Raw genomic sequence first — 13315 nt, forward strand, 5'->3', positions numbered from 1 at the left:
TTCTATACCTCATTCTGATAGATGGACAAATCAATATTTTCAACTGGATCACCGCCTGTGAATATACCCAGGGGAGGAACATAGCTGGACTCGTCTGCCAGATTGTTTTCGTTCATGATGTAAATGTATTGCTCTCCTTCCAGAATGTCGCCTGCAGTTTCTATAGACATGGAGACAATTTGATAATTTTCCTGTTTTGCCAACCTGTGCAACATGTCATAATTACTGCCCAATCCTTCCGCTTCGTCTATGGGCATGATACGGAGCCCCTTCCTTTTTTCCGATTCAATCAATGACAGTCTTGCCAATCCGAGCAGTGCGTTGGCCGTATAGGTTTGTCCCTGGCTTCCTGCATTGGACGCCCCGCTATCAAGCTTCAGGTCAAAGTCTAAGTCAAAATAGGATTTGGGATTCAGTAAATCTTCAGGGCTAACTTTGTTACTTCCTCCAGCCGCCTGAAATGCCTTCAGCATCATGTTATTGATATCCACTTCCTCCTTGAGGTTTTCAAACAGTCCGAAATTCATTAATGCATCGTCCAATTGCCTGCGAAAAGGAGCCATCCACCTGTCTGGGTAATCGATTGATTTCCTGTGCTTGAGTGAGGCGCGGTTTCCTCCGGTAATTAAATGATTTTTGTTTTTCAGGTAAGTATCAATCCCTTGTATCTTCTCAAGGTACTGATTATACGTTCTGTGTACCTCAGTAAAAACAGCTTTGAGGATCTCTATTTTTCTTGAACCGATCTCATGGATATCATGTGTTAATTTACTCAGTCGCTCAGCGATTCTTTCATTTACCAAATTTAGGTCAATGCTCGAGCTCTCAAAAACAGTGGGAAGTAGCTTGTAAGCTAACATGCCTACAGAATAACTGTCCAATTGATTTGCGTCTTCCAGAGACTCCTTGATCAGGTTGTATTTGGCTTGGAATTCCAATTTAGCCGCTGTGTATTGTTCCTTTAAACTATGTTCGCCCTCATCTGGATCTGATTCAACATCGAATGGCTTTGCTAAATCGAAATCCTCCTGGAGAGCTATCAGGTAATGCTGCATTGATTGCTGGAAAGCATCTCTAGCCTTAGACGCTAGCCCCTCTAATGCACCCTTTTCTCTATGCATATCAGCATGTTCTTTCGCATAATCAGCTTTCAGCTGTAATATGTGGACAAGTTCCGCCTCAGCCGGTATTAATGCCTTTTCTAGATGCTGTATCGTCGTAACTGCTGCAAGACCTTCCAACTCTATTTCAGCTGCTTCCATAGTAGCTTCCCTTCTCTGAAGAAGGGAATGAACTTCTTGCTCTTCAAATGTCTGAAGATTGAAATGTTTTAGCGTATGCTTTATTTCATTTTTGATAACCTCCATCCTTGACGCTTCATCTGATTGCATGGCAATCAGATGATCATATTCATTTTTCGCAAATTTGAATTCACTGAGGATCTTATCTCTATCTTGATAAAGCTCGACATGCCGGTTGAACTCCTCATCCGACAAGAATGTAACATCCGCTGGTGAATAATTCAACAGAGCGCCTCTGTTGCTATATAATTGCACCACCTCTTCCAGTCCTCCAAAATCATCAAGAGCTGCTTTCAGCTTAGTTTCCGCTTCTTTCTGCTCTGTCAAAACTCTAATTCGCTCCTTAAGTCCGCTATTTAGCTCTAAGAGCTCTGCGAATAATTCTTCTGCATCAGTTGCATTAAGCAGGCGACTTTCTGTGTACTCAATGAATTCGTACACTCCCCCCAAATTAATCCAAAACCCATTTCCCGCCTGGTGCTCTAATTGAAGCTTGTCAAACAAATCATCTGGAAATGGCAGATATCGTTTATATTGAATTGGCTCCGGTTCCTCACGTGGATACCCCTGGAAATAAACCAGGACACTTTCTGCCTCGTGCGATATCGGGAAAGTCAGATTGTCTTTTGCCCAAACTGCGAGTGATTCTGGATCATGTAAATTGGAGAATTTAGAAAGTGTAGTTAACGCCTTAAGCGTATCACTTACTTGTAGTTGCTCATTGGTATACCGGCCACGCTTCATTTCAAAATCCGTACACCACGCGGAAGCTTCAAAAGCACGCAGTTGCCCTTTTGCCTCCATGTGCCTAATAAAACGATTAAGAGTATCTCGCTGAGAAACCTTATTACGCTCAGCCCTGTACCATAATTTTACATTGTCGATGCTATTGTCATGATTGATCACCCAACGTTCCACTTTGTCAGCATCGGTCTTGTTGGCGCTGGCTTTTTGAAATCGTTTAACAGTTTCATCCGCACATGAGGCTGAGAGCGAACTTGCCTCTTCCAGGCTATCAAGTCGCTCTTTCAACTCCATAAGGTTGCGCAAAGAGGCAACTTCCAGCCTTGCCTCCCTCCTAATAAGCAATTTGTGCTTAATGTTACTACTGTTGAATTCGGCCGTGGCAATCTCAAGTTCACGTTTGTATTCATGACTCAGTCGCTGCCAATACCAGCATTTGCTCGTGATATATTCACGCTGTTTTAATGCATATTCTGTGTTTAGCCGGATGATATCCTCAATAAGCCTTTGCTTATCGTTGATCAGCTTAATCTCTGCCAAATACCGTTGGTGCTCGTGAAAATCATTGTTAATCGCCTGCACTTCATCACGGTACTTCTGCATCAGCTTGATTTGGTCATCATCACCAAAGAGAAACTTTTTCAAAGCAGTTGAATCCGTCTTGAACCCCTTGCCTCTTGAGAAAGACCTGAGTATGCTGGCAAAGCTTTCCAGCGTTTTGTCTTTCGTTAGATCAAGTGCCAACAACTCCTGGCTATAGAGTATCTGATGGTATGCCTTCCAGGACAGCTGCTTTAATCGCACTTCTGACAGCTGCTCCTCCAGTGCTCCAATCGGTAGTATCTTTTCGCCTAATAAAAGGTCCCGATAAAAAATAGGCTTGGATAGCGGGGTGAGCTGCTCCTCCCAGTCATATCCAGCCTGTATCATAAAGGCTTGTACTTTGTTATGGGAACTTTCGATATACGCGCCTAAAACGATATACTTGTTGTAGTGAGTCTCAATATTCAGAAAAACATACCAAATCCCATGTTGCCGGCCTCCTGGCTCCAGTACCATTCCCTTGGGGTCGCGCACTTTGTTGCTGTCAGTGGAAGACTTAAACAAGCGAGAGCCCACAAGTATAAGCTGAATCATATCTGCCACCATACTTTTACCGCTGCCGCTCTCGCCACTGAAGTCTGTACGGTTGGGATGGAATAGGTAATCGCAGTTAAAGTGCTGCTTGATTCCAATGGTTGACAAACTGTATATCCTAGGAAAACTACTTTTCATCTTCAAGTTTCTTTATTAGCTCGCCAATGCCCAGAATCTGGGGTTGATATAGCAGGCGTAGTCTCTCAAATGAGGGTAAATACCGAAAGCGGTCCTTTTCCTGTTCATCTTCCCACGCAATCCATCCCAGATCATTGAACTTATTAAATGCCTTTGCAATGACATGCCCTACCCGCTGATCTGTAAGATCCGAATTTTTGTCAGTCATGGCATCCGCTAAAAGCCTCATCAGTGCAGCTTTTTCTTCTTCGTATTCTGAAAACAGAAGAGCTATGAAGTCAGAGACCCTGTCCAGCTCAATATTACCGTCGAGCTTAAAAAGCTTAAAAAAAAGCATTCCTATAATCACATATTCCGTTTTTAGGTATTCCCTGTGACTCTCATGAATGTGACCGCGGTTTCCTTCTTCAAAATCGATATAGAAATAACTCCTGAATTCCCCTCCTCCCTTATCCAATTTAACTTGGAACAGTTCCTGATAATAAAGTCTCAGGCTATCAAAATTCCGGTCTACAAAGCGGAATAGTTCTCCAGGCAATGGGTAATCATGCTGGATATGCACCCCACTCCTAAGCAGATAATCTACCTTAGCGAAAACCTGTTCAACCTTTTTATCTTTCAAGAAGTCTACACGGGTTACAGTTTGGTTATCTTCATTCTCCATAAAGAAATATTTGGGGTAGTACTTTCCTTAAATGCTTCTTGTTGTATCTGAACCTTAAAGCCTTTATTTTTCAAACTAATCTTTAATAGCCGGTGCGCTGTTTTCACAGCGATCGAAAGATTGTTGTGCTCCTCCCTCAATATTCTGAAAAAGAGAGGGGAGAAATCCAACGATCCGTTTTTTTCAATTTTTTCAAGTGCAAACGTTGCCCAGTGTACGACTCTGTCTTTTTCATATTTCCAGGCTTTTGCCTTGTTCACTAAAAGGGCTCGCTTGCTATGATCAATCGTTCGCACAGGAAACTCAACAGGGAGCTTAGGCCCGATTTCCCGTAGTGGCACAATGGTAAAATGTGGTAAAGTTTGGCTATCTGCTATTTTTCGTAAAGGGACGCAGTCGGGAAGTTCAAGCATTTTTTTGCCCCCAGCTCTTGTATACTTAGAATAAGTGAAGAGTAAATCTAGAAACTGCTCTGTTTTTCTATCGAAATCGCGTTGATTGAAATCGTAAATAAATTCCCGTACCCGAGGCTTGATCTTTTCTATGCGGTTGCTCACTTGTTCAAGGTGGGAGCGGACATGGTCATTAAAGTCTCGTACTCTCTTTATGTCACTTAAGTATGAGCTTGCTTCCTGCTCTTCCAAAATCTGGGTCAGTGCGTCATCAATCTCGTAAGTGGTATGAAAAGCCTTCTTGAGTTCGGTAGCCTGCTGTTTGATTACATCCAGCCCCATCTCAATCCCCTGAATCGTCTGAATAATATTGCCTTTTTCTTTGGTATGCTTTAATTGCCACTTAAAGTCTTTTACTGCTTCATTTACCTGCTGGTCCAGAATTTCGACTTGCTCACCAAGAGTGGTATGGCGCGGTTCAAAGTGATCTTCTACCCATTGCCTAAAGCCCCCCTCCTCGTTGATTGCCTCTTGCAGCCTGTTATATAAGTCATCAAACCAGCGTTTGATTTTAGCGGGGCTATAACTGCCCTCTAGTCGCTTGCAAGTTCTCTTACAGAACTCAATCCCGTATGGCTTAAAGCGATATACTTTCTTGATTTCGTCACGCCACAGAAAAAAGTCCTGAAGTCTAAGGATAATGTTATTGTTGCGTTCATACTCCACCCTGGATGAAACATGCCCAAAATCCTTTAATGTTTTGTTGATGATTCGAATAATCTCGTCTTCCTTGAAGTCTCCTTCCCCGAATTTATCAAATAGAGACAACAGGATTAACCCATCAGATTTTTCAGGAATCAGGCGATCATAAAAATCTCTTGCTTCTCTATATAAATTGAATCCATCCATCTAGTTCGGAACCTTAGCACTATAATCAGCTAATATACCATTTATTCTATACCAATTGAAGAGAAGGAATTATTAAACCGGCCTGTATACTGTAATTAAATTAAGTAATTATAGGATGAGTTAAAATCTGAAAGTCACTGCATGTTCACCTGTTCAATGCAAACATGTAAAATATTTCGTTGAAGGTTTTTATAGGATTAATGGCAGTGTTCTATGAGACTTCAGTCTTATTAAAGGCAACAGAGAAACAATACAAAGGCTTTGTCCCAGCTTCCCCCACACTTGGGATGGAGATAGGGTAATGCACATGCGCGGATGTGCGTGCAGGATTCCCCTGCAATAGGAGTCGATGACGCTGAACGCTATCGCGCTAGCATGTTTATGACATATGGGCTGCACCAGGTGCCAGGTTAACTAAACAATAATTTCGCTAAAGTCAGTGCCACGCTTAGTTAATCAGATAAAAGTGCTTCTATCGACAAGGGGTGGGTACGAAATAATTAAACTGGTTGCAGTTCAGGAGAATTACTTCCGTTTAAAGGAGCAAGGGCAATAGTACCATCTGAGTTTACCGCAGCTAATCCTTTCTCCAGCTTACTGTTGATGTCAAAAATCAACTTGCATAGCCTTGCGGGCAGCCCATGATTTTTCTTGCAACTCCCGCAGTAGTAAGTTTCGAGGCCATCGGGGTACTCAGCTCTCATCCTTGGAAATATTCTGTAAAGGAACTGATGACTTGTTAACGTCCAAAGCGTATCTCTGTCGGGTAAATCCGATGCTTGAATTCTGGAAAGCAACGTATCGCAGATTTCAAGCATACTCACGATCTCTGTAATTTTAGGATTACGCTCTATTTCGTATTCATCGGCATGAAAGTCACAGTAAAAGTCCTGAAACAGCTTATAAATAGCTTCACTGCCGCTCAACTCAATACGCTCCTGCTCTCCCAGCAACCATGTGTCTAAGGTGGAATATTTAAACCCTTCAATACTGCTTTTTAAATTTGTATAGAATAGATAAAGCTGCCTGCTTTCATTTTCCTGCATTCTGGCCTGTTCCTGACTCTTCAATTGCTGCTGCATCATGGTGTTGGCCTTTATCTGAGCTTTAAGAGCCAGAAAAATCAGGATCGATCCCATGATATTGATGAATGGTGCCGATATCCCACCGATCGTGTCTCCTATGTTACCTGTTTCTGTAAAGTCAATCCAACCCAGAGGCAAGGTAAAAAGCAGTGGCGATGAAAGGCAGAACAGGATGCCAGTCCAGAGTAACCACTGTCCATTCTCTAGAATACTGGCTACTTTCGTCTTTCTTTCCATTAAAGGTAAATATGAATTGAAATAAAAGGGATTAGACTTTCTGTATTACTGCGAACCCACCACATGCTAGTTCAACCCTCATAAAACTTTAAGAGGTCAAGAACATCTAAGTATTTTAGCCTAGGACCATTCCTCAAACTCCTTTACAATATTGGCTAAATAGCTAGTCGTTCTTTGTAGCACAATGACTTCTAAACTGATTCTGTGGGGTTCGTAATTGTACTCCAGGACAAGTATTAGATACGCCTCGGCCCTTACCTGATCTTCCGGGGCAGAATACCTGTATCGTCTGCCCTGTTCAGCGTATACTATACTCAAAACCCCTCATCAAGGTATTCAACGCCATCAATGAAGAACCTAAGTAATTGACCTCTGACCTTCATTCTAAAGAGTGTGCAAGCAGTAACATAAGCACTTCTCACTGACGTCGCATCTATTATGAGCTCCTCATGCTCAAATGGATATAACTCGCCGGTCAGAGGATCGGGCCCGGGTTCCCTGATAATATTGACTTTGTACGCTTTAATCATGATTCTTCGTTAAAGTTACTAAATTAGGCAATTTGGTTCAGAACCTATGGCAGATGTTCACTCAAAGGAAACCAGAAGATACAACATGTCAAAAATAAAGGGAAAAGACACCAGCCCTGAATTGATTGTTCGCAAATTTCTTTTCTCTAAAGGTTATAGATACCGGCTGCATGATAAAAAGCTGCCGGGTAAACCGGACATTGTTTTACCAAAACACAAAACCATCGTTCAGGTCCATGGATGCTTCTGGCACTGCCATGAGGGATGTAAATATTCTGTTATACCTAAAACCAGGACGGAATGGTGGCTTGACAAGTTAAATAAGAACACGGAAAGAGACATCAGGAATACCAAAGCACTTGAAAGCCTGGGATGGAAAGTGCTAACTATCTGGGAATGTGAATTAAAAAAACATAATAGAGAAACAACTCTAAACAATCTTTTGGAGCTAATCTGAATCAGTTATTTTCGTGGAATATAGACAATTCAGAATAAACAGATGTCATCGGTATTATCAGTAACAGGGAATGTATATTTGTTATCACTATAGTGTATATTTGCATAAAAGGCATCTGCACGCTTCTTTAGACTACCATTAAAATAGAGTTTTATAATAGTACAGGTTTAGTTCCAAATGGAAAGAAAGTTTACAGCAATTGATTTGTTCTCAGGGTGCGGGGGGTTTTCTTATGGGTTTCAGCAGGCAGGTTTTCGTGTTCTGCTGGGTGTTGATAATGATGAAACTGCATTGAAGACCTTTGAATTCAACCACGATTCATCCAAAGGTCTCTTACTGGATTTGCATGAAGAGGTTTCAATTGATAGAATAATTGAGGAGGTCAACGGAGAAACCCTGGATGTGATAATCGGCGGGCCTCCCTGCCAGGGCTTCTCGCTTACAGGCACCAGGAAGGAGGATGATAAGCGAAATACGCTTTTTTACTCAGTGTTTGAGCTTGCAGAGAAGCTTCAGCCGAAGGCTATCATAATTGAGAATGTCCCCGGTATTGCCAACCTGTATGGCGGAAAAGCCAAGAATGAGATTTACAGGCTCTGTGAGAAACTAGGCTACACAATTGTACATAAGCAGGTATTTGCTCCAGACTATGGAGTTCCTCAGATTCGCAGAAGGGTATTCTTCGTGGCACTGAAACAGGAGCTGGGCACTTTTGTGTTTCCTGAGCCGACACATACTCCTGACACCTATGTGACCTGTGAACAGGCTATCGGAGACCTCCCTTCACTTGAAAATGAGGTCGGTGCCGAAGAAATGCTATATGAAATACCATCATTCAGCGGGTATCAGAAATTAATGCGGAACGGAGACAAAACATTGTACAACCATGTCTCTACAAAACATACAGAACATGTAATAAGCGTTATTTCGCAGGTTCCTGAAGGCGGAAACCATAAAGACCTGCCTCCGGGAGTCGGTGATTCAAGGAAATTTAATGAGGCCTGGACCAGGTACCACAGCCAGAAGCCTTCAAAGACAATTGATACCGGCCACAGAAATCATTTCCATTACAGGTGGCACCGGGTTCCTACAGTCAGAGAGAATGCAAGGCTGCAGTCATTCCCCGATTCATTTAAATTCATTGGCCCCAGAACCAAGCAGAATAAGCAGGTAGGCAATGCTGTGCCTCCTCTTTTAGGAAAGGTTATCGGACAACAGCTTCTTAAGTTTATCTCATGATTAACTCTATAGATTTATTTGCAGGCTGCGGGGGGCTTACTGACGGGTTTGAGAAGTCCGGCTACAGATCATTAGGTCTTGTTGAGTGGGAATACCAGCCCTGCCAGACACTGATCAGGAGGTTAGCCACCAGGTATAATCGTCCTGACGCTCATGAAATTGTCCTGAGGTTCGATATCCAGCGGACAGATGAGCTGATCAATGGCTGGCAGGATGATGCCAGGTTCGGCTCCCATATAGGTTTAAAGCAACTGGTCGGCAGCAGAACTGTGGATGTTGTCATAGGAGGACCTCCATGCCAGGCGTATTCTATCGCAGGGCGTGTAAGAGATGAAAAGGGCATGCACGACGACTACAGAAACTTTCTTTTTGAAAGTTATATGGAGGTTGTCAAGTTCTTCAGACCAAAGGTATTCGTATTCGAAAATGTTGAGGGAATCCTGAGTGCAAAACCGGGAGGAGTACCCATCATTAATCGCATCCACAGCAGTTTTGAAGCAGCCGGCTATGAAATGATTGGCAACCTCAGAAAGTATGCCCTGTTGAATGCAGCTGATTATGGCGTGCCGCAGAACAGGAAAAGAGTGATCATCATCGGGGTAAATAAGGCTCAGATTAAATCCGATCCCACACTGGCCCTCCATGATTTCTACTCTTCTATTCTGCCTGCCTTCAGGGTAAAGAGAAAAGTCACTGTAAAAGATGCTCTTCTGGACTTACCTGTGCTGGAACCACTGACTGATCAGGAAAAAACGAATGGCCGAAAAATGTCCCATTCATGCAATGGTATGAGCATCATGAATCACATACCGAGATTCCACTCCGTAAGAGATCAGGACATATTCAGGGAAATAGCCGAGGACAAGCTGAACGGATCGGTCAGATATCCGTCTTCAGCGGCGCTGATAGAGCTATATTATGAAAAGACCGGAAAAACCTCAAGGTTTCACAAGTATCATGTCCTGGATTTTGAAAAGCCCAGTAATACCATTCCTGCGCATCTGTACAAGGACGGATTAAGGCATATACACCCTGATCCGGCGCAGGCCAGAAGCATCACGCCAAGAGAGGCAGCAAGGCTGCAGGGCTTTGATGATGAATATGAGTTCCTGGGCAGTATGGGGGATCAGTTTAAAATGATAGGAAACGCCGTACCTCCTGTTCTGGCTGAGAAAATAGCCGGAGCCCTGCGCATATTCATTGAAAAGTACTTTTAGGATTTTATTAAGGTCCTGTCATCAAAGCTGCAGAACTCGAAGCGGGTATTACAGGCAGACAGGGTCTGCGAATTAAACTTCAAGGATCAGGCCAGGATATCCTCCAGGTACATCCTGCAGCTATCCGTTAGCTGGTGGATCTCAGCATCGGAAAACTGCTCCGTGTTCACATAGCGGTCAAATACGTACTCGGGCTCGAAATACAGAACCAGGATGGGCTTGTTCTTTACTGTTCCCCGTACTGCGATACTGAATAAATCATTATCCAGTTTTACATGCCCACCTACCGGGAAGTGCTTTCCGGAAGAGTTTCCTGACCGGGGGAAAACAAGTGCATTGATGACTTCTGCTGAAGCAAAGTTTATAGGGGTCCGCATTAATACGGCTTCATAGAAATACTGCTTCACTATATCACCTACTCCCGGAAAGGTGGAGCGATGATCATAATTCAGCAGATAGTACTTGGCATCAAGCACCAGTATCCGCTCATCACCCGTACTGTCCCTGAACTCTCTCAGTATGTCAGGTTTCAGTGTATCACTGATACTTACCTTCAGTATCGTTCCGGAGTTATGATCATACCACTCCGGAAGGGGAAAGTACTTCCTGCGTAAATATTCCTCGTGTTTAAACAGATACTGAAGTGCATTTTCCCAGACTACTTCAAAGTCTCTCCTTCCGTAAAGGGAGAAACACTCTTCTGACTCTCCGGAATTCATCTCAATCAGCTCAGCCAGATATCTGAGCAGAAGAATCTCACGTTCCACGAATGTCACCCGAAGCTGTTTCTCCAGGATATAAAGCAGGAATGAGCTGTCACCTATATCCTCCAGTGCCTTTGAGCCCTGATCCTCATCCAGCTCCACCCCCAGCAGAAACGCATAACGCTGATTACTGTAGTCAATGGCATATTTATGAATATCAGTAATAATGCTTTCTGTAACTGATTGCGTTATACTGGAATAAGTATCAAAATAATAGGGTATACCTCTGCTGACAACAGCTTCTGTATCAGATACTGTCAGAGCCCAGTCCACTTCTCCGTCCCTGTCCGGCAATACAGCCCTGGCCTGGTAGGACCACAAGCCGTTTTCCTGGTAATCTTTCAGAATGAACTCGGCTATCTGTATTTCATTTGTATAGCCATTCGAGGATTCATTGAAAAAATCGGATCGCTGCACATCAATCCGGTTTTCCCGCTCGGATTCCTCCTCGTGCCTTTTTAAAAGGCTCAGCAGCTTTCTGGCCTGCCTGGATTTCCATTCATCCTGTGCAGACCGTGAAGTGATGGCAGCATATTCTGTGTGCAGGTATTTCGGAAGGACGATAACCATTCTGTCTCTGTTAACGGCAAACCCCGCAAAGTCAAAGCTGAAGGTATCCCGGTTCGCTTTCCTTTTGATCAGGCCCCGGGTTTTAAATATCCCATAGAGTTCTCCCAGCAGGTCCTTAATCTTCTCAGCTGACCACTCTTCCAGCACTTCAAAGAAGACGGTTAATCCGGCATGTTCCATCAGTTCTGATCATGTAAATGATAATGAATTAAAATAGTGCAGACTGCCCTTCAGAAGAATCAGTTTCAGCAGAACGCCTGCTGCGGTATGCCTGCCGTATCACTTTCACCGGACAGTTAAGCCTCATTCGCCATAACGTCGTCCCCTGACGTTTCTTCCGGATTTTCCCCGGCCCTGTAGGTCTCATAGCAGCTGTCATACTCCGTTTGCAGAAAATCAGCTGCAGCAGGCGTAAGAATACCGAAGAAGTCATAGCTCCTGGATGCGTCTGTATGGAATGAAAAGTTCTCGTGAATTGCTGAAAAGGTAGAGATTTCCGGTCTGAAAAAACCTTTCTTATGTCTCAGCACATCATCTTTCAGGTAAAGCAGAATCTTGTTCTTAAAAGTGTCATTAAGCTTCTCTGCATCAGACAGCTCCTCGTTCCCTATAAAAAAGGGGGCGATCAGCCGATCCTCCGCCACTTTTGCATTGCCGGTCAGGTACCTGTTGATGGCCTTTCTCAGTGAATTCCAGTGATAAGACTTACCCCCGAACCGCAGGTAAGTTACAGGTGCTTTGCTTTCATTCTCTTCCAGAGGCATAAAATGTGGTGTCCACCTTCTTTTAAAGGCTGCATCAAGCGGAAAAACTCCCTGATCCGCACTGTTCATAGTAGCCCATATATACAGATTGGATGGAATGTAAAGGCCGTTGTTTCTGATATCCTCCCGGAGTACATCAAATGCTTCCCCGGCCAGCACTTCAGTCACATAAAGCATCGCCTCACCGGACAGCCTGACTCTGTATTCACTTTTCCCATCCTTCCGGTCAAGCAGCTGGAAGACTTCTCCGAAAACCGAAGCTGCATTGGCTCTGTTCAGCTCTTCTATGATTAACAGAAATTTCTCCCCGGTGCTCAGGCCTCTGTACGCAGCTGTCAGCGTCTCCATAAAAGGTCCGGGGACAAATGAGTAATCAATCACGGGCTCATTCCTGATCCCATCCGGATGAGGGGCTGAGTCCGCCTTGGTTTCGTGGAAAGCACCTGGGGAAGAGGAACTTTTATAAAAAACTGAAGGCTTATAGCTTCCTACAAATTTTGAATAACTGTAATCAGGGTAAAAGGTGATCCGTCTTTTATAAGTAAAAAGTCCGGCTGATTTTTTATCAAGGAACCTGCTTTTGCCTGTACCGGGTGCACCGTATATTAACCAGTTAAAAGGGTGCGGAATTTCGCCGGAAGCGCCAGGGGATTCCTCCTCTTCCGACACGGTTTCAGTTACAAGATGATTTTTGGAACCCAGTAACCGGGCAAAGAAAGAGTAATCAGGACCTGACTGCCTGATAATCGTCACCTGATAGGTGTTTTCCTGATCCGGGCTTTTCTGAAAAATACCTATATCGCCGACACCGCCCCCCTCTGCCCTGATCACCTCGGCAAAATTCTTTATCCTGACTTCAGATTCAGCGGAGCCATTATACCCGAACTGAAGTACCGTATCAAGGGCCGGGGAAATAAATCTCAGGTCATGATTTCCAGGATAAGGCTTCGGTGCGGGAAAGAAGTCATAAGCCAGCACTTTACTGGCTATCAGTGTATTACTGCCTCCCCCTCCCGGACGATAATCCTGTGAAGTAAACCGTTTTAAGTAGAGCATGGTTATTGTGTGTGTGGTATATTTAAGGTTACAGCATATGTCCTCAATGCGTGAAGAGCAGCAGGGGCATACTATGAAAAGTAAATCTACTATTCCTGATACTTATTTCAT

The 13315-nt window shown here is 43.7% G+C and carries 10 protein-coding genes; 3 read left to right on the forward strand and 7 right to left on the reverse strand.

Going from position 1 to position 13315, the window contains the following annotated elements; all coding sequences use genetic code 11:
* Positions 1-2: 2 nt before the first annotated feature.
* From AC5FX6_RS11110 to AC5FX6_RS11130, 5 genes are all read right to left on the reverse strand, one after another.
* Entirely contained in the window at positions 3-3320 is a 3318-nt protein-coding gene (locus tag AC5FX6_RS11110; RefSeq protein ID WP_493597122.1) for a hypothetical protein, read from the reverse strand.
* Entirely contained in the window at positions 3310-3984 is a 675-nt protein-coding gene (locus AC5FX6_RS11115) for a condensin complex protein MksE (RefSeq protein ID WP_493597123.1), read from the reverse strand. Before AC5FX6_RS11115 ends, AC5FX6_RS11110 begins: the two co-directional genes overlap by 11 nt.
* On the reverse strand, positions 3957-5285 hold the full coding sequence (locus tag AC5FX6_RS11120; RefSeq protein ID WP_493597124.1) for a hypothetical protein: 1329 nt from the start codon (positions 5283-5285) through the stop codon (positions 3957-3959). Before AC5FX6_RS11120 ends, AC5FX6_RS11115 begins: the two co-directional genes overlap by 28 nt.
* A 500-nt stretch (positions 5286-5785) precedes the next feature.
* Positions 5786-6607, reverse strand: coding sequence for a hypothetical protein (locus AC5FX6_RS11125; protein WP_493597125.1), 822 nt, complete (start codon positions 6605-6607; stop codon positions 5786-5788).
* Positions 6608-6921: 314 nt separating this feature from the next.
* Entirely contained in the window at positions 6922-7137 is a 216-nt protein-coding gene (locus AC5FX6_RS11130; protein WP_493597126.1) for a hypothetical protein, read from the reverse strand.
* A 46-nt stretch (positions 7138-7183) separates the two neighbouring features.
* Between AC5FX6_RS11130 and AC5FX6_RS11135 the strand changes: the two genes are divergently transcribed.
* The 3 genes from AC5FX6_RS11135 to AC5FX6_RS11145 all read left to right on the forward strand — a co-directional run bounded on the left by AC5FX6_RS11135 (position 7184) and on the right by AC5FX6_RS11145 (position 10050).
* The gene (locus AC5FX6_RS11135) at positions 7184-7594 is read left to right on the forward strand and encodes a very short patch repair endonuclease (protein ID WP_493597127.1); all 411 of its coding nucleotides are present in this window, start codon (positions 7184-7186) and stop codon (positions 7592-7594) included.
* A 177-nt stretch (positions 7595-7771) separates the two neighbouring features.
* Entirely contained in the window at positions 7772-8833 is a 1062-nt protein-coding gene (locus tag AC5FX6_RS11140; RefSeq protein WP_493597128.1) for a DNA cytosine methyltransferase, read from the forward strand.
* Positions 8830-10050 (forward strand): DNA cytosine methyltransferase, encoded by a 1221-nt coding sequence (locus tag AC5FX6_RS11145; protein WP_493597129.1) that lies wholly within the window; start codon positions 8830-8832, stop codon positions 10048-10050. The genes AC5FX6_RS11140 and AC5FX6_RS11145 overlap by 4 nt, the downstream gene beginning before the upstream one ends.
* An 86-nt stretch (positions 10051-10136) precedes the next feature.
* Here AC5FX6_RS11145 and AC5FX6_RS11150 read toward each other — a convergent pair whose 3' ends face one another.
* Entirely contained in the window at positions 10137-11564 is a 1428-nt protein-coding gene (locus AC5FX6_RS11150) for an LlaJI family restriction endonuclease (RefSeq protein WP_493597130.1), read from the reverse strand.
* A gap of 116 nt (positions 11565-11680) precedes the next feature.
* Positions 11681-13204, reverse strand: coding sequence for an AAA family ATPase (locus AC5FX6_RS11155; RefSeq protein ID WP_493597131.1), 1524 nt, complete (start codon positions 13202-13204; stop codon positions 11681-11683).
* Positions 13205-13315: the final 111 nt, after the last annotated feature.

It is taken from the genome of Pontibacter sp. LHS2 (assembly GCF_058932845.1).